General features: G+C 62.9%; 16 protein-coding genes. 6 read left to right on the top strand and 10 right to left on the bottom strand.

Features of this window, described 5'->3' with window-relative positions; genetic code table 11:
- The first annotated feature begins 19 nt into the window (after positions 1-19).
- Complete coding sequence (locus IB249_RS10090) at positions 20-355, top strand: hypothetical protein (protein WP_192304113.1); 336 nt, start codon at positions 20-22, stop codon at positions 353-355.
- A 157-nt stretch (positions 356-512) separates the two neighbouring features.
- Here IB249_RS10090 and IB249_RS10085 read toward each other — a convergent pair whose 3' ends face one another.
- The 4 genes from IB249_RS10085 to IB249_RS10070 all read right to left on the bottom strand — a co-directional run bounded on the left by IB249_RS10085 (position 513) and on the right by IB249_RS10070 (position 6,111).
- Complete coding sequence (locus IB249_RS10085) at positions 513-2,069, bottom strand: amino acid permease (RefSeq protein WP_192304111.1); 1,557 nt, start codon at positions 2,067-2,069, stop codon at positions 513-515.
- A gap of 105 nt (positions 2,070-2,174) precedes the next feature.
- A complete protein-coding gene (locus IB249_RS10080; RefSeq protein ID WP_192304109.1) occupies positions 2,175-3,335 on the bottom strand; it encodes an iron-containing alcohol dehydrogenase in 1,161 nt (386 codons plus the stop codon).
- 3 nt (positions 3,336-3,338) lie between these two features.
- Positions 3,339-4,730: an aldehyde dehydrogenase family protein gene (locus IB249_RS10075; RefSeq protein WP_192304107.1), complete on the bottom strand. Its 1,392-nt coding sequence runs from the start codon at positions 4,728-4,730 to the stop codon at positions 3,339-3,341.
- A 7-nt stretch (positions 4,731-4,737) separates the two neighbouring features.
- Positions 4,738-6,111, bottom strand: a complete 1,374-nt coding sequence (locus IB249_RS10070; protein WP_192304105.1) for a glutamine synthetase family protein — start codon at positions 6,109-6,111, stop codon at positions 4,738-4,740.
- Positions 6,112-6,376: 265 nt separating this feature from the next.
- Here IB249_RS10070 and IB249_RS10065 point away from each other — a divergent pair, with 265 nt between their 5' ends.
- Positions 6,377-6,766 carry a c-type cytochrome gene (locus IB249_RS10065; protein WP_192304865.1) on the top strand — a complete coding sequence of 130 codons (390 nt, stop codon included), beginning with the start codon at positions 6,377-6,379 and terminating at the stop codon, positions 6,764-6,766.
- 15 nt (positions 6,767-6,781) lie between these two features.
- On the opposite strand, the gene IB249_RS10060 is transcribed toward IB249_RS10065, so the two are convergent.
- Positions 6,782-7,351, bottom strand: coding sequence for a chorismate mutase (locus IB249_RS10060; protein WP_192304103.1), 570 nt, complete (start codon positions 7,349-7,351; stop codon positions 6,782-6,784).
- A gap of 401 nt (positions 7,352-7,752) precedes the next feature.
- Here IB249_RS10060 and IB249_RS10055 point away from each other — a divergent pair, with 401 nt between their 5' ends.
- Complete coding sequence (locus IB249_RS10055) at positions 7,753-9,423, top strand: MFS transporter (RefSeq protein ID WP_192304101.1); 1,671 nt, start codon at positions 7,753-7,755, stop codon at positions 9,421-9,423.
- 138 nt (positions 9,424-9,561) lie between these two features.
- Here IB249_RS10055 and IB249_RS10050 read toward each other — a convergent pair whose 3' ends face one another.
- The 3 genes from IB249_RS10050 to IB249_RS10040 form a co-directional block, all read right to left on the bottom strand.
- A complete protein-coding gene (locus IB249_RS10050) occupies positions 9,562-9,963 on the bottom strand; it encodes a phage infection protein (protein WP_192304099.1) in 402 nt (133 codons plus the stop codon).
- Positions 9,964-10,106: 143 nt separating this feature from the next.
- Complete coding sequence (locus IB249_RS10045; RefSeq protein WP_192304097.1) at positions 10,107-10,799, bottom strand: RES family NAD+ phosphorylase; 693 nt, start codon at positions 10,797-10,799, stop codon at positions 10,107-10,109.
- Positions 10,793-11,197: an antitoxin Xre-like helix-turn-helix domain-containing protein gene (locus IB249_RS10040; RefSeq protein ID WP_192304096.1), complete on the bottom strand. Its 405-nt coding sequence runs from the start codon at positions 11,195-11,197 to the stop codon at positions 10,793-10,795. Before IB249_RS10040 ends, IB249_RS10045 begins: the two co-directional genes overlap by 7 nt.
- Before the next feature lie 123 nt (positions 11,198-11,320).
- On the opposite strand from IB249_RS10040, the gene IB249_RS10035 reads away from it, so the two are divergent.
- A complete protein-coding gene (locus tag IB249_RS10035) occupies positions 11,321-11,710 on the top strand; it encodes a GFA family protein (RefSeq protein ID WP_192304094.1) in 390 nt (129 codons plus the stop codon).
- Between the two features lie 9 nt (positions 11,711-11,719).
- Here IB249_RS10035 and IB249_RS10030 read toward each other — a convergent pair whose 3' ends face one another.
- The gene (locus tag IB249_RS10030) at positions 11,720-12,895 is read right to left on the bottom strand and encodes a GGDEF domain-containing protein (protein WP_192304092.1); all 1,176 of its coding nucleotides are present in this window, start codon (positions 12,893-12,895) and stop codon (positions 11,720-11,722) included.
- A gap of 216 nt (positions 12,896-13,111) precedes the next feature.
- Between IB249_RS10030 and IB249_RS10025 the strand changes: the two genes are divergently transcribed.
- Both IB249_RS10025 and IB249_RS10020 read left to right on the top strand, forming a co-directional pair.
- Complete coding sequence (locus tag IB249_RS10025) at positions 13,112-13,591, top strand: VOC family protein (protein ID WP_192304090.1); 480 nt, start codon at positions 13,112-13,114, stop codon at positions 13,589-13,591.
- Positions 13,592-13,782: 191 nt separating this feature from the next.
- Positions 13,783-16,683 (top strand): EAL domain-containing protein, encoded by a 2,901-nt coding sequence (locus tag IB249_RS10020; protein WP_192304088.1) that lies wholly within the window; start codon positions 13,783-13,785, stop codon positions 16,681-16,683.
- Between the two features lie 79 nt (positions 16,684-16,762).
- On the opposite strand, the gene yghU is transcribed toward IB249_RS10020, so the two are convergent.
- The gene (gene yghU / locus IB249_RS10015) at positions 16,763-17,602 is read right to left on the bottom strand and encodes a glutathione-dependent disulfide-bond oxidoreductase (protein WP_192304086.1); all 840 of its coding nucleotides are present in this window, start codon (positions 17,600-17,602) and stop codon (positions 16,763-16,765) included.
- Positions 17,603-17,753: the final 151 nt, after the last annotated feature.

Here is a 17,753-nt window from a genome sequence, read left to right as displayed (position 1 = left end):
TTACCTATGGAGTGACACAGTGAATTACCTCAGCAAAGTGCTTGCCGTTTCCCTGTTCGGCGTGGTTCTGGCCGGCTGCACCGGCACCGCGATGAAGACTCAGCAATACGACGCCAGCCAATACACCGTCGTTGGCCACAGCGAAGCCAGCGCCACCGGCCTGATGCTCTTCGGCTTCATCCCGATCCGCCAGAACAGCCGCTTCGTCCGTGCACAGGACGCGGCGATCAAGGCCAAGGGCGGCGACGCACTGATCAACACCCAGGTCCAGGAAAGCTGGTTCTGGGCCTGGGTCCTCAACGGCTACACCACCAAGGTGTCCGGTGACGTGATCAAGCTGAAAAACGTTCAGTAAGTGAACGCTGGGTGAGTACGCAATCCGGTCGGTCCGGTCCGTAGCGGATCGATTCGACGGTTTGCCCGCCCCACCGAAAGGCCCCGCCGGTTCGCACCGTCGGGGCCTTTTTCGTGGCGTCGATCGTGGGAGCGAGCAGGCGCGCTCCCACGATGGGTCAACCGCGCTTGTCCAGCGCCGCCTCGGCCGCTGCAATGTCGGCTTGGCGCTTGACGATCAGGTCGCCCGTCGGCGGCCCCTGGAAGCGCCGTGCCTCGAAGCCGAACCAGACGATGGCCGTCAGCACCAGGAAACCGATGGTGATGTACAGCGCCCAGTCGTTGGGAGGCTGGATGCCGATGACGAAGATCACCACCATCGACACGATCGAGAGCAGGGAAAACAGCGTGTACAGCCCGCGTCCCATGTTCCACGGCCCCATGGTCGGCCACTTCGCGGTGCCGTAGGCGAACAGGCCCAGCACGATGGGAATGATGAACGAGAAGAACAGGAAGATCACCGTGCACGAGACCACGATGGTGTAGACCGGTGTCTCGCCGATGGAGATCACCGACGAGCCCCAGTCGAACAGCACCGCCAGGGTGGCGCCGGTCCAGATCGCCGCCACCGGGCTGCGAAAGGTCGGGGAGACTGAGGCCAGCGCTTTCGAGCAAGGCAGGCCGCCGTCACGGGAGAACGCGAAAATCATGCGCGACACCGACGTCACGGTCGCCAGCCCGCAGAGAAATTGCGAAACGAAAATGGCCACGTACAGGGCGAACTTGACGGTGGGATTGACTTGGGTGTCCATCGCCCAGAAGAACACGTTCCAGCCCTGTTTGGCCGCTTCGTCCATGCTTGGCAGCATCAGCACGAACGAGCTGAGCATCACCCAGCCGAACAGCAACGACCAGATCACCGACATGACCATGCCTCGGGGCACCGACATCGCGGCATTGCGGGTTTCCTCGGAGGTGTGGGCCGAGGCGTCGTAGCCGGTGATGGTGTAGATCGGCAGCAGCAGGCCGAGCATGAACACCCAGCTGTTGGAGACCTCTGGCCAGACGCTGCCGCCCGCTGCGCCAGAGTAGTTGCCGAACGTCCATAACCGCACGAATTCATAGCTGGGCGCCGAGATCAGGCAGACGATGGTCAGTGCCAGCGCCGTGGCGAAAATCAGGTAGCCCGAGAAGTCGGTGAGCTTTGCGGTGAGGCCGATCCCCAGATGGTTGCACAGGGCCTGGATGCCGGTGAGGATCGCCAGGAAAATCACCCTGACCGTGGTCGTGTCCTCCATGCCCAGGGCCGGGCCGAAGGCGCCGAAGAAGAAGTAGTAGGTGCCGACGTTGATGGCGCCGAGCACGGTGACCAGCCCCAACAGGTTGAACCAGGCCGTCAGCCAGCCGGTGAAGCGGTTACCCAGGATCGAACCCCAGTGATAAAGGCCGCCGGCAGTGGGGTAGGCCGAGGAAATCTGCGCCATCGCCAGGGCGAACACGCCGGAGATCAGGCAGCCGATGGGCCAGCCGATGCCAATCGATGCGCCCCCGGCACCCGAGGTGCCCTGGGCCAGTGAGTTGATGCCACCGGAGAGAATGCAGATGATGGAAAAGGATATCGCGAAGTTGGAGAAAACCCCCATCCGTCGCGAGAGTTGCTGGGCGTAGCCCATGCTGTGCAGCGCCTTGACGTCCTCGTCGTGCGTCTCGGCGCCAGGCTGGCTTGTCGGGTTCATGCGGTGTACCCCTTCAGGTTTTGAACAATCCATTGGCGTCTGCGCAATGGGCTGGCCTTCAACACCTTGTCGTACTGCTCCTTTACAACCGTTACTGCTCTGGATCTACACGCGGCCGTGATAAGCCGCGGCAAAAATGCGCGTGGCGCCGTCCTTGGTCAGCGGCAGCGGATTGCCGCCCGCCGAGGGGTCGACAATCGCCATGTCCGCGATCAGGTCCACCTGGCGGTCATCCACGCCCAGCGCCTGCAGCGTATGGGGAACGCCGATGTCTTCGCGCAGATTGAGGACGAAATCCAGGAAACTGTCGAAGCCGGGAGAGGGCAGGCCCAGATAGGCGGCGAGGCGGGTGATGCGCTCTTCGATGGCCGCGCGATTGAATTGCAGGACATAGGGCATGAACGTGGCATTGGTCATGCCATGGTGGGTGTCGTACAGCGCCCCCACCGGGTGCGATAACGCGTGCATGCCGCCCAGGCCTTTCTGGAACGCGGTGGCGCCCATCGCGGCGGCGGCGAGCATTTGCGCCCGGGCCTCGAGGTCCGTGGGCGTGTGCACGGCGCGTTGCAGGGCACTGGCGACCAGGCGCATGCCTTCCACGGCAATGCCGTCGGCCAGCGGATGAAAACCGGGGGCGCAGTACGCTTCCAGGCAGTGGGAGAGTGCGTCCATACCGGTGCCGGCGGTGATTTTCGCCGGCATGCCGACGGTGAGCTCAGGGTCGCTGATCACCACCCGTGGCATCATTTTCGGGTGGAAGATGATGCGTTTGGTGTGGCTGCTTTCATCGATGATCACCGCCGCGCGGCCGACTTCGGAGCCGGTGCCTGCGGTGGTCGGCACCGCAATGACCGGGGCGATGCGGTCGGCGTCGGCGCGGGTCCAGTAGTCGCCGATGTCTTCGAAATCCCACACCGGTCGGGTCTGACCGCTCATGAAGGCGATGAGCTTGCCCATGTCCAGCCCGCTGCCCCCGCCAAACGCGACAACGCCATCGTGCTGGCCGCTGTTCCAGGCATCGAGCCCGCCGGCCAGGTTGGCTTGCACCGGGTTGGGCTTGAGGTCGCTAAACAGCGCCGCACCCAGGCCGGCGGCGAGCATGGACTGCAGCGCGGCGGTGGTGATCGGCGCCTGGGCCAGCCCTTTGTCGGTCACCAGCAGCGGGCGCTGGATGCCCTGGCTGCGACAGGCGTCAGCCAGCTCGGCGATACGCCCAGCACCGAAGCGTACGCTGGTGGGATAGTTCCAGTTTCCAGTCAGGTTCATGGCCTACACCTCGTGACGCAGATGAAAGGATTTGGCCCGGGTCAGGTGCTCGTAGCCCAGGCGCGACAGGGTGGCGCCGCGCCCGCTGTGTTTGACCCCGGTCCAGGCCAGCGCCGGGTCCAGGTAGTCGCAGCGGTTCATGAACAGGGTGCCGGTGGCGACCTCGTCACCGAGGCGTTCGGCGGTGGCCAGATCCTGGGTCCAGATCGATGCGCTGAGGCCGAACTCGCTGTCGTTCATCAAGCCAATGGCTTCGTCGTCACCGGCCACCGGCATGATGCCGATCACCGGGCCGAAGCTTTCGTCGCGCATCACCGACATCCGGTGATCCACGTCCACCAGCACCTGCGGCGCCAGGTAGGCGCTGCCCGGCACATCGGCAGGAAAATCCCTGGCGTCGATCAACGCCCTGGCGCCCTGGGCCAGCGCGGCGGCGATCTGCCCACGGACAAAATCGGCGGCGCCGGGCGACACCAGCGGGCCCAGCGTGGTGGCTTCCTCCAGCGGATTGCCCAATACGTATTGGCGGGTCAGGGCCACGAAGTGCTCGACGAACGCCGGGTAAAGGCGCTGGTCGACGTAAATGCGTTCGATGGCGCAGCAGCTTTGTCCGGAATTGAAAAAGCTGCCATCGACCAGGTTCTCCACCGCGTGCTCAAGGTTGGCGTCGGCACGCACGTAGGCCGGGTCCTTGCCGCCAAGCTCCAGGCCCATGCCGATAAAGCGCCCCGTGGCGGCGGCCTCCATGGCTTGTCCGGCCTGCACCGAACCGGTGAAATTCACCTGCTGCACACGGCCCGAGGCGATGATCCCGGCGGTTTGCGCATGGCTGAGCAGCAGGTTGTGGAACAGCCCTTCAGGCAGGTTCGCCTGGCGAAAGGCCTCGGCAAAGCGCTCGCCCACCAGCAGGGTTTGCGAGGCATGTTTGAGGATCACGCTGTTGCCGGCCATCAGCGCCGGGATGATGGTATTGACCGCCGTCAGGTAGGGGTAATTCCACGGGGCGACTACCAGTACAGTGCCCAGCGGCTCGCGTTTGATGTAACGACGAAAGCCGGCCACGGGCTCGGGCTCCACCGCTGCCAGCGCTTGCGGCGCAATCGCGATCATGTGCCGTGCCCGCTCGGCAAAGCCACGCAGCTCGCCGGGGCCATAACGCACCGGGCGGCCCATCTGCCAGGCCAGTTCAGGGACTATCTGCGCCTGCATCGACAGCAGCCTGTCGACAGCGGCGCTGCACAGCGTTGCGCGTTCGCTCAAGGGGCGGCGCTGCCAGGCCGCCTGGGCGGTTTGTGCGGCGGCGAGCGCCTGCTCGACCTGTGATGCATCGGCACACTCGCGCTCGACATAGACCCGGCCATCCACCGGGGAAATGAGCTCAATCTTCGCAGTCATGGTGATCTCAATAGCGCTCGAAGCCGCGCTGCAGTTCCCAGTCGGTGACACGCCGGTCGTACTCTTTCTGCTCCCATTCGGCGGTGTGCACGTAGTGCTCCACCACGTCATCGCCGAACGCCTCGCGCAACATGCTCGAGCCCTTGAGCGCGGAGCAGGCCTCGCGCAAGGTTTTCGAGACTTCCGGCGAACGCTCATCGGCGTAGGCGTCCCCTTCGAACGGCGCCGCGAGTTCGAGCTTTTCGTCGACCCCGGCCAGGCCCGCGGCGATCAGCGCGGCGAAAGCCAGGTAGGGGTTGAGGTCGGCGCCGCCGATGCGGCACTCGATGCGGATGGATTTGCTTTCTTCGGCACACAGGCGAAAGCCGGCGGTGCGATTGTCGCGGCTCCACACCGCCCGCGTCGGCGCGAAGGTGCCTGCCTGAAAGCGCTTGTAGGAGTTGATGTAGGGCGCGAGAAAACAGGTGATGTCGTTGGCGTACTTGAGCTGTCCGGCGACCCACGAACGCATCAGTTTCGACATGCCGAACTCGGCCTTGGCGTCGTAGAACAGCGGCTTCTTGCCGTTCTTGTCCCATAGCGAATTATGGATATGGCTGCTGGAACCGGCGGCGTCATAACGCCACTTGGCCATGAACGTGATCGCCTTGCCCTGTAGATCGGCGATCTCCTTGCACGCGTGCTTGATGATGACGTGGTGGTCGGCCATGGTCATCGCATCGGCGTAGCGGATGTTGATCTCTTCCTGGCCCGGGCCCCATTCGCCCTTGGAATTTTCCACCGGGATGCCCGAGGCCTGCAGGTGCTTGCGGATTGCCCGCAGCACGGGCTCTTCGCGGGTGGTCTGCAGGATGTTGTAATCCTCGATGTAATGGCCGGCGGTTTTCGGTTGCCGATAGTTGCGCTGGTGGATCTGTTCGTAACTCTCGTCAAACAGGTAGAACTCCAGTTCCGAGGCGAACATGCCGGTGTAACCCCGTTCGCGCAGGCGTTCGACCTGGCGTTTGAGGATCGCCCGCGGGCTGTGTGGCAGGTCCTTGCGATGGTGGTGATCGAGCACGTCGCACAGCACCAGCGCCGTGCATTCCAGCCACGGCACCCGGCGCAGGGTGGCCATGTCCGGCTTGAGCACGAAATCGCCATAGCCCTTGCTCCAGCTCGCGGCGGCGTATCCGGGCACCGGCTCCATGTCGATGTCGTCGGCCAGCAAGTAGTTGCAGCAGTGGGTTTCCTGGTAGCCGCTGTCGATGAAAAATTCGACCTGGAAGCGCTTGCCCACCAGGCGTCCCTGCATGTCGACCATGCAGACCAGAACGGTATCGATTTCACCAGCGGCGGCAGCGCGCTTGAGCGCGTCAAAACTGAGGAGGGGCTCGGTCATCACGTCATTCCTGCGTGAACAAGTTGGGCCTGTCTGAGGTAGCTGTTGCAGACGCTCTCCAGAAAAACCACAACCCTGCAGAAGCGAGCATCGTGAGCAATAAGCTGCTCACAGCTTAGCCTGATTTTGCATGACGCAAGTTTTGATGAGCGAAAGTGGCTCCAGTCGCGGGACCGCCAACCCATTCGACGACGGTGTCGTTCTGGCGCAAACTGACGCGCCTTCGTGATCCGTGACGTTCAAACTTTCTACGCTGGAACCCTGCCTGATGAAAACCGCCGTCCTCACCTTGATCCTGGCGCTCAACGCCGGTTTGCTCGCGCCACTGGCCCACGCGGCCGGCGATGCCGAAGCCGGGGCGAAACTGTTCCCGCGGATTTGCGGTGGCTGCCATCAGGTCGGGGAGTCGGCGCGGGCGTCTTTTGGTCCGCAGCTCAACAACCTTTTCGGCCGCCCTTCGGCAGGCACCACGGATTACCAGTATTCCGACGCGATGAAATCCGCGGGGCTGGTCTGGACCCGTGAAACGCTCACCGCGTACCTCGAGGCGCCGAAGAAAGTCGTGCCGGGCACCCGGATGATTTTCTGGGGGCTCAGCGATCCGCAGAAAATCGAGGATGTGCTGGCGTACCTGCAGACGTTCCAGGCGCCATAGACCGGTCTGCCTGGGTCAGTTGACGACGCACAAGTCCCCGGTGGCGCGGATCAACCCCTGGCCATGCAGACCATCCTTGATCAGGGCGGACCGCCCCTTGGCCAGCCACTGGGCGCAATTGGGGTCGGTGCGATAGGGCGCAAACTCGGCGAACGCCTGCAACAGGCGCTTTTGCAGCTCATCCAGATGCGGCCGCACTTCCTTTTCGAGGTCGGGGCGCGGCAAGTCGGGCGCCTTGCCCGCCGCCTGCCACTGCGCAAGCAACCCATACTGCACCAGTTTGCTGGCCTCGATCTGCGCGGCGATCAACTCGGCGACTTCGTCCGGATTGAGTTGACGGCTCAGCGCCTGCTTTCTCGCGTTGGCGATGACCTGCGCTTCCCGGGCACTGTCCTGGATCGGTCTGCGGCTGTCCCATTTGCTCAGCGCCACCTGGTCGCCCATGTACAGGCGTTCGTTCATGGTCGCCAGCAGCGGCTGCAAACTGGCGGGCGGCGGCGCGGAGGCATCGGCCTGGGCGCCGCTGGCGATGAGGCACGAAAGGGCGCAGAGCAGCAGGTGCGGCAGGCGAAGGGTTGTGTACATGAGCAAGCCTCGGGGTGCAGGACAAGCTGCTATGTATCACATGTTCAGTGCCGGGATTAAGGGCTGGATGATTCAACTGCAGGAGCGGGCTTGTTCGCGAGGGTTGTCAACGGTGACGCTGGTTGCCTGACGCACTGCGGTGCCGGTTCGTTCTTCGTCGGAACGCCGCCCGGAGCAAACTCGCTCCGGCAATGAGCAGGGCGATGTATCAATATCCATGATGGCGAGTGGATATCTGCGCGAAGCTGATTATGCTTCAGGAAACCTCGCCGTGATGTGAGGCGAGGCTGTACCCCTGCTTTGCGTGTTCCGTAATCCAATGACTTCAGCCCCAGGGCCCGGGTGCGACAGCGGTAATGAAGGTGCTCCGGCCTGACACAAGAAAAACACGGAGAAGACTCATGGCCGCAATCGACACCACCACGGGCAACTCGCCCAACCACGGGATCACCAGGGAAGAGCGCAAGGTGATTTTCGCCTCGTCCCTGGGCACTGTGTTCGAATGGTACGACTTCTACCTTTACGGTTCCCTCGCCGCGATCATCGCCAAGCACTTCTTCGCCGGCGTCAACGAAACCACGGCCTTCATCTTCGCCTTGCTCGCGTTCGCGGCGGGGTTTGCCGTGCGGCCTTTCGGCGCCATTGTGTTCGGTCGCCTGGGTGACATGATCGGGCGCAAGCACACCTTCCTCATCACTATCGTCATCATGGGCATTTCCACCGCCATCGTCGGGTTTCTGCCCGGCTACGCGACCATCGGTGTCGCAGCGCCGATCATCCTGATTACCCTGCGCCTGTTGCAGGGCCTGGCACTGGGCGGTGAATACGGCGGGGCGGCGACCTACGTGGCCGAACATGCGCCGAAAAATCGCCGCGGCTTTTTCACTTCATGGATTCAAACCACCGCGACCCTCGGCCTGTTCCTGTCGCTGCTGGTGATCCTCGCCTGCCGGACGATCCTGGGCACCGAAGCCTTCGAAGCCTGGGGCTGGCGGATTCCGTTCCTGCTGTCGATTCTGCTGCTGATCATCTCGGTGTACATCCGCCTGCAACTCAGCGAGTCGCCGGTGTTCCTGAAAATGAAGGCCGAGGGCAAGGCGTCCAAGGCGCCATTGACGGAGTCCTTCGCGCGCTGGGAAAACCTGAAGATCGTGATCATGGCGCTGCTCGGCGGCACGGCCGGCCAAGCGGTCGTCTGGTACACCGGGCAGTTCTATGCACTGTTCTTCCTGCTGCAAACGCTCAAGATCGATCCGCAGACGGCCAACCTGCTGATTGCCGGCTCGCTGTTGATCGGTACGCCGTTTTTCGTGATCTTCGGCAGCCTCTCCGACCGTATCGGGCGCAAGGGCATCATCATGGCCGGGTGCATTCTGGCCGCCGTGACCTACTTTCCGATCTTCCACGCGTTGACCCAGTACGGTAACCCCGATGTGTTCACCGCTCAGGCGAAGAACCCGGTGACGGTGGTCGCCGATCCTGACCAGTGCGCGTTCCAGTTCGACCCGGTGGGCAAGGCCAAATTCACCACGTCTTGCGACCTGGCCAAGACCGTGCTGGCCAAGCGGGCCATTCCCTACACCAATGAGAAGGCCGCGCCGGGCACCGTGACGCAGATCCGGATCGGCAACCAGGTGGTCGAGAGCTTCGAAGGCACCGGCATGCCGGCCGCCGAGTTCAAGACCCGCAACGACGCCTTTACCGCCACCCTCGGCACGGCCCTGAAGGATGCCGGTTATCCGGAGAAGGCCGACCCGGCCAAGACCAACTACCCGATGGTGTTGTTGCTGCTGACCATCCTGGTGATCTACGTGACCATGGTCTACGGTCCGATCGCCGCGTGGCTGGTGGAACTGTTCCCGGCGCGCATCCGTTACACCTCGATGTCGCTGCCGTATCACATCGGCAATGGCTGGTTCGGCGGCTTCCTGCCGACCGTGGCATTCGCCATGGTTGCGGCCACGGGGGATATCTATTACGGGCTGTGGTATCCGATTGTCATCGCAGTGATGACGGCCGTTCTCGGCATTTTCTTCATGCCGGAAACCAAGGATCGGGATATTCATCACTGATAGGCCCGTGGAAGCGTGACCGGCTTGCCGTCGATGGACGCCCGTAGCCTGCTCGCTCCCACAGGTAACCCCTTGCACACGAAAAAGCCCGGCTGATCAGGCCGGGCTTTTTGTTGAGTATTGCGCTGGAACGAGGCTTCATACGGCGCGGCTTTCGATCAGACGGTCGGAACCACCTTCGGCCACGCGACGTTCGATCAGACGATCCGAACCACCTTCGGCTACACGGCGTTCGATCAGACGATCCGAACCACCTTCGGCAACGCGACGTTCGATCAGACGGTCCGAACCACCTTCGGCAACACGACGTTCGATCAGACGATCCGAACCACCTTCGGCGACGCGGCGTTCGATCAGACGATCCGAACCACCTTCGGCGACGCGGCGTTCGATCAGACGATCCGAACCACCTTCGGCTACACGGCGTTCGATCAGGCGATCAGAGCCGCCTTCGGCGATCATGGTGCGCGGTGGTTTGGCGGCGAAGGCGTTAGCGGCGAGTACCGAGAGAACGATGCTGAGGATGATTTGGCGTTTCATGGTGGTGTGCTCCGGGGTGTTATGGGTTGGTATGGGTGTGATGTTACGCCCCGGAATTTTTAAGAGAACTTCATTGAACTGATGGTGACTATCGATGGCGCTAATGAGTGGTTGGACTCCCATCGGTCGAGGTGGGAGGGGCATCAAGCCTCACTGATCTGGCTGACGCTGGTCATCTGCCCATTCCAGATCATCTCGTAATGCGCCGCCTGAATCACTGACACCACCGGCCGCGGTGTCATCAGCGCCCAGCAATGACTGCCGACGTTGCGCACCGAGTGGTAACGGAGCCCGGGACACTTGGCTTCCCTGACCTTTTTCCCCAGACGCCGGGCAGCGGTGTAGTCGTCGGGATCGTAAACCGGATCGGTCAGGGCAATGCCGGTCGCGTCTTTCATCCCGGCCTGGATGAACGAGCAGGACAGGCCACGAAAGACGAACCGCTCATAGTTCAGAAGTGGGACCTTCGACCAGTACAGGCTCTGGTGATGCTTCACTTCAGCCAGTGCGGTTTCCAGGGTGTCCGCCAGGTACAGCACGCCAAAACTGCCATCGCTGAAGCGCGAACCCGCCGGGTTGACGTGGGTGAAGGGCGCAGTCGCGTAGGAGCAGCCGGGAATGCCGAAGGGAATTTCACTGCGCCGGATCAGTTCCAGTCGACCCACCTCGTTTTTCAGCCTGGGGTTGGTGAGTTCCTGGATCTGATACAGCACGTCGAACGCATCGGCATCCGCCACGTCGTCGAACAACGCCACCGGCGGGAATTTCGAATTGACCAGCCGGTAAGCCTGCAATGGCTGGTCGGGGAGGGCCGGCAGCTCGTCCAGCCTCACCATTGCGCACCCCGCAGGACGTCGATGCGGCGGAAGGTTTCATACAGGGAGATCATGTCGCCCTGCGCCATGATCTCGAGTGGCGAGCGACCATTGAAGAATTCGTTGTCGTTGTTCATCGACACAAAGCCGTAGACGTTCTCGGGGTTGTCGAACACCAGGCGCAGGGCGGCGTGGATGTTGAGCACGAAACTGATGCGCTGCATCTGGTCCGCGTCCAGCGCCACGGCCCAATCGGGGTCCTGCTGACGGGCGCGGGTGTAGGTGCTGCGGGAAATGCGCAGGATGCGGCAGGCCTGCTCACTGGACGCCCGCCATTTTTCAAGGATGCCGACCGCTGCACGCAGGCCCGTGACGCATTGGTTCTTGGTAAACGCTGATGGCTGGAGGGCAACGGCCATGTTCGACACCTCAAATTGATTCCATAGATTCAAATTAAGGCATGATGCGTCTATAGATCAAGTCTGCCACGACCAATGGCGGCTACTATGGATAAACCACACAACTTCAACAGGAGGTGCGCCATGGAACGATTCACCGGGGGTTGCCTGTGCGGCAGCGTCCGCATCGAGGCGGCAGGGCGCCCCTATCGGGTCGGTGTGTGCCACTGCCTCGATTGCCGCAAACATCACGGGGCGCTGTTTCATGCGTCGGCGATTTTCCCGGAGCGGGCGGTGACGATCGAGGGTGAAACCCGTGACTACGCCGGGCGTTTTTTTTGCCCACGTTGCGGCTCTTCGGTGTTTTCCCGCAGCGATGACGAAATCGAAGTGAACCTGGGTTCGCTGGACGCCCCCGATCAACTGATCCCGACGTACGAAAGCTGGATCAGCCGCCGCGAAGCCTGGCTGCCGCCGTTTGCGCTCAGCCGTCGCTACGAGCATGACCGGGAGGGCAAGGGACGCGAGGAGTAGGGTGGACGATCAATGGCGCTGCAGTTCGCCGCTGGCCAGGGTCCGGTCCACCAGGCGCAGGCTGTCGCGGCCGCCACGCTTGGATTCATAGAGTGCCGCGTCGCCCTGTTCGATCAGGGCCGCCAGGCTGGTCGGCGGTTGGTTGAACAGGTTGGCACCGATGCTCAGGGTGACCGGTTGCGGCGTGACGAATGTCTGCGTGGCCGTCTGGTGAAAACGATGACGCAGCGTGTTGCCCAGCCCGACGATGCGTTCGCTCGAGGCGTCATTGAGCAGGATGACGAACTCGTCACCGCCCAAGCGGGCCGCCAGCGCGCCTTCAGGCAGCACCGAACGGATCATCTCGCTCAGCGAAATCAGCAAGCGGTCGCCGGCCGTGTGGCCGTACAGGTCGTTGACCAGTTTGAAGTTGTCGATATCGATCAGCAGCAGCGCCCCGGGTCGCACGCTGGAAACTTCCTCCAGCAGGCGCGGTGCCCGCACCTCGAGCGCGCGTCGGTTGTACAGGGCGGTCAGCGGATCGCGCGCGGCCAGTCGTGCGATGCGTTTTTCCCGCCGGTAGCGCTCGGTTCCGGTCATCGACAGGGCGATCAGCATGATCGCCATTGCGCCCTCGACCAGCGAGATCTGGATGATCTCGCCACGCAGGGCTGCCAGATCGATCAGCGTGCCCGGAATGACCACCGAGATGGCCTTGGCCGTGTAGAACAGTCCGTGGGTCAACAGCACAAACCGCAGCTGCACCGCACCCACGCTCAATGACCGGCCATGGGGCCGCAGGAGAAAGCTGGCCCTGAGGGTCGGCAAGGCCACCAGCAGCGAATTGGCCACCAGCATGATCTTCGACCACGACGGTTCTTCCGGCAGCAACAGCAGGGCCAGCCAGGCGGCGAAAATCAGGTACCAGCCACGGGACAGGCGCACTTCGGTGAACCGTGCGACGCCCAGCAGGAACAGGAAGTGAGCCGTCACCAGCAAGCCGTTGGCGAACCAGATACCGATCAGCAGCATCCCGCTGACCCGCAGCAAAGCGAGGGTCGAGCCCACGCAAATCGTTGCAAACCCTGCGCTCCAGAACAGCAGAGAGGGTTCGCGGATGCTGCGCCATTCCACCGCCAGGTACAGGGCGGCAGCCGCTGCAAGAGCGACGCTGATGGTCAACATCGTAATAGGGTCGAGCGCCATAGACTGACTGGTTTACCTGGGTTGCCTGAAAAAGGGGGGATTGTAAGCGTTCGGCAGCCTTTTTCGCAGCGCTGGTCATCGGGTGTTGCCCTGTCGATCGAGCCGCGTCCCGTTCGACCAGGTATGAGGTAACGATAGCCAGTCGGGTCCCCCGGCGCTTGCCTGGATCACGGATTGGCTAGACTGAACGGTTCAGATCATTGCTGGAGAATCGACATGCTCAGCAAAAACACGATTTGCCTGTGGTACGACGGCGACGCACTGGACGCCGCGACCTTTTACGCAAAGACCTTTGCGGACAGCTCGGTGGAGGCCGTCCACCACGCCCCCGGCGACTACCCGGCGGGCAAGCAGGGCGATGTCCTGACGGTCGAGTTCACGGTGATGGGGCTGCCGTGTCTGGGGTTGAACGGCGGGCCCGGCACCCCGCACAACGGTGCGTTTTCGTTCCAGGTGGCGACCGACGATCAGCAGGAGACCGACCGTCTGTGGGATGCCATCGTCGACAACGGGGGTGAGGCCATCGCCTGCGGATGGTGCCGGGACAAATGGGGTTTGTCGTGGCAGATCACCCCGCGCGTGCTCTCGGCGGCGATCATCAACCCCGATCCTGCAGCGGCCAGACGAGCCTTCGAGGCCATGATGACCATGGTCAGGATCGACATCGCGAAAATTGAAGCGGCGGTGAAGGGTTGACGTTTGCAATGGCCTGGAAGTTGCTGATTCGCGCGATATTTCACAAATTGATTAACGTCCGTCCCTTGGTGGAGGGCAAAGCGAATAAAACCATTGAAAAAACCGTCGAGAACCTTTAAACGAGAAGCTCACCGGCACTTTGCTAGCATCCGGTAAGTGAGTATCGCCAGTTTTTGGCTCAGGGAGGGCAGATGAGTTTTCGTCCATTGACCGGCTCCCCTCTGCAATCCGATGACGACGGCGTGGCAGCCTCGGCGTTGGAAGGGAATTCGGGTAGCGCCGGCAAGGCCGGCGCTGGCAACCAGGACACGATCGGGCATTTGCTGGAGACTGCGCGCCATTGGGGCCACACCACCGCGTGGGTGGTTTACCGTGCCGGTGAACAAATGCACCTGGTCGGTCAGGGCGACCCTCGGGTGCAATGGCCGTCCAGCGTGGCCAATGAAGACTTCGAAGCCTTTTGCCAGGACTGGCGCCTGCAACGCTGGCCGACCGGCAGGGGCGAAAGCGAGCTGGGTTGGCTGCTCGCGCCCCGCGATGACGTCGCAGCGCCGGTGCTCGCCGAGTTTGCCCAGCGCCTGGGCATGCAGTTGCAGACCGACACCCTGGCCCGTGCGCAGAATACTCAGCGGGTGCTGTACGAAATCACCTACCTGGCCAGTTCGACCCGCGACCGCTCGGTGTTTCTGGTCGGGGTTCACCAACTGCTCGCCAGCCTGATCGACGCCGAGAACTTCTACCTCGCGCTGTACGACCCGCACACCCATAAAATCGACTACCCGTACTACGTCGACATCATCGACGTCGACGCCCTGGAGTCCGAGAACTACGAGTACCTCGACCCTTCGCACCTGTCGTTGACCGGCCAGGTGTTGACGTCCGGCCAGCCACTGCTGATCGATGCCGCGGGGATTCTTGCGGCCCAGGCCGAAGGGCGTTTCTTCTGCGTGGGTGACCGTCCCGAATTCTGGATGGGCGCCCCCTTGAAAAATGCCTCCGACGACGTGTTCGGCATGCTCGCCATGCAGGTCTACGACGTTTCCCGGACCTACAGCGCCGAGGACCGCGCCCTGTTCCTGGTGGTCGCGCGGCATGTGGCGATGGCGCTGGACCGGCTCCTGCACCGCGAGGACCTGGAGCAGACGGTGATGCGCCGGACCCTGGAGCTTTCGGCGGTCAACGATGCCTTGCGCCAGGAGGTAGCGGACCGCGAGCGCGCCGAACATCTGCAGAGCGCGCTGTTCCAGATTGCCGAGCTGTCGAGTCAGCCCGGCGACATGGCCGAGTTTTTCCAGACCCTGCATGGCATCGTCGGGGATCTGCTGTTTGCCCAGAACTTCTACATCGCACTGTTCGATGACGCGACCACGGAAGTGACCTTTCCGTACTACGTCGATGAGCGGCAGAAGACCTGCCCGCTGCCACGGCGCGGGCGCCGGGGCTTGACGGAATATGTGATCCGCCAGCGCCGTCCGTGCCTGATCGACTCCGACGATGCCGACCGATTGTCCGCAGAGGGTGAAATCGAAATCGACGAGTCGGTCCGGTCTTGCTCGTGGCTGGGCATTCCGCTGTTCGATGGCGATGTGGTGCGTGGCGTGCTGGCGGTGCAGAGCTACACGCCAAAGGTGCGGTACACCCAGCGCGACCAGGAATTGCTGACGTTCGTCTCGCGGCACATCGACACGGCGTTGTCGCGTCGTACCGCCGCCGAAGCCATCCACGCCGCCAACCTCAAATTGGAAGCCCGGGTGCAGAACCGCACCCGCGAACTCGATCACGCCAACGCCAAACTGCAACACGAAAACTCCCACGATGCGTTGACCGGGCTGCCCAATCGCACTTACTTGCAACAGCGCCTGAACCAGGCCTGGTCACGGTTCGATCGGGACGGCGGGCACCTGGCCGTGATGTTCATTGACCTCGACCGCTTCAAGATGGTCAACGACAGCCTGGGGCACCATTTCGGCGACCTGCTGCTGATGCAGGCCGCCCACCGGCTGCGCAGCTGCCTGCGCGAGGCTGACATGCTCGCCCGCCTGGGCGGCGACGAGTTCTCGGTGCTCGCGCCCGAGGCGCCGCTGGAGGTGGTGATCGAAATCGCCGAGCGGATCCTGTTGGCGTTCGACCTGCCGTTCTTCATCAACGGTCATGAGGTGTTTTCGTCCTGCAGTATCGGCATTGTCAGTGCCGACAGTCAGTTCCATCTCGAACCCGCCGACCTGTTGCGCGATGCCGACGCGGCGATGTACCGGGTCAAGAGTGCCGGGCGCGACAGCTACGCGGTGTTCAACCAGGAAGTGCGCCGTGAGGTCTCCGACCTGGTGGAGCGGGAAGGGGCCCTGCGCAACGCGCTCAAGCGTACCGATGAACTGCTGCCGTATTTCCAGCCGATCGTCAGCGTCGACACGGGTGAACTGCTGGCGCTCGAGGCGCTGATCCGCTGGCATCAGCCGGGCGGCCGGGTGATCGCGCCTGGCGAGTTCCTGCCGGATGTCGAGGGGCTGCGCCTGATCGGGCGCCTGGACCTGTACATGCTCACCAGCATTGCGCTGATCCTTGCCCAGCCCGAGCATGCCCATTGGCCGCCGGTGCACGTCAACTGCTCCAGCTACAGCATGACGCGCCCGGATTTCGCCCGGGATGTGCTGGCCCTGCTGGCCCAGCACGGGGTCGAGCCATCGCGGATCTGCCTGGAATTGACCGAAGGTGCGCTGGTGGCCGAGCCGGCCATTGCCCGACTGACCATGCAGCAGTTGGCCGATAACGGCATGTCGGTGGTGCTCGATGATTTCGGCGCCGGGTTCTCGTCTCTGAGCTACGTGCATCAATACCGCTTCAGCGGCTTGAAGATCGACAAGTCGTTCATCTTCGAACTGACCACCAGCGCCCGCAGCCGCGCCATCGTCCGGGCGATTGTGCGCATGGCCGAATCCCTGGACCTGAGCGTGGTAGCCGAAGGTGTCGAAGATGAAGAAACCCTGGTCCTGCTGCGCGAAATGGGCGCCGGACAGGCCCAGGGTTATTACTTCTCCAAGCCGATGGGGCTGGAGGCGCTGATGGCGACCTCGCTGTTGAAGGGGCGCTGTTGATCAGTGTTCGCCGTGGGGGCGAGCCTGCTCGCGATGGAGGCAGAAGCACCACGGGGAGTCAGGCAGCCCACAGCAGAGTTTAGTCCAGGTCTTGCGCCTGATGCCGTTCGGCGACCTGGCTGGCCTCGTCGCCCCAGGTGCGGTTGACCCGCTGGCCACGGATGACCGCTGGCCGCTGGGCAATTTCCTCGGCCCAGCGCTGCACATGCGTGTACTCGTGGGCCGAGAGGAATTCGGCGGCCGAGTAGACGTTGTTCCGCACCAGTTGGCCGTACCACGGCCAGACCGCGATGTCGGCGATGGTGTAGCTGTCACCGGCCAGGTAACGGCTTTCGGCCAGGCGCCGGTCGAGCACGTCCAGCTGACGCTTGGCTTCCATGGTGAAGCGGTTGATCGCGTATTCGAACTTCTCTGGCGCATAGGCGTAGAAATGTCCGAAACCGCCGCCCAGGTAGGGCGCTGAACCCATTTGCCAGAACAGCCAGTTCAGGGTTTCGGTGCGGCCGGCGTGATCGGTTGGCAGCAAGGCGCCGAATTTTTCCGCCAGGTACAGCAGGATCGAACCGGACTCGAACACTCGTACGGGCGGCTCCACGCTGCGGTCCAGCAGTGCCGGGATTTTCGAGTTCGGGTTGATTTCGACGAAGCCACTGGAGAACTGATCGCCTTCGCCGATGCGGATCAGCCACGCATCGTATTCGGCGCCGGTGTGCCCGAGCGCCAGCAGCTCTTCCAGCAGGATGGTGACCTTCACGCCATTGGGCGTGGCCAGGGAATAGAGCTGCAACGGCTGCTTGCCAACCGGCAAGGGCTTGTCATGCGTAGGGCCGGCAGTGGGCCGGTTGATGCTGGCGAACTGGCCGCCGGAGGGGGCTTCATTTTTCCAGACCTTGGGCGGAACGTAGGGCGCTTTGCTCATGAAACAGACCTCATCGTTAGCGGGTTGCAATCGGTTGGACCGCAATGGACAACGTTGAGGGGCATCATGCCACAGAGCATTGGGGGGAGGGGGCGTGCGCAGAACGCAGCCCCGTCACCCGGCCTGCGTCCCGCGTTGCATGGCCGGTGAA

This window comes from Pseudomonas sp. PDM04 (genome assembly GCF_014851765.1).
Lineage (GTDB): Bacteria > Pseudomonadota > Gammaproteobacteria > Pseudomonadales > Pseudomonadaceae > Aquipseudomonas.
This window is presented reverse-complemented; position numbering and strand designations above follow the sequence as displayed.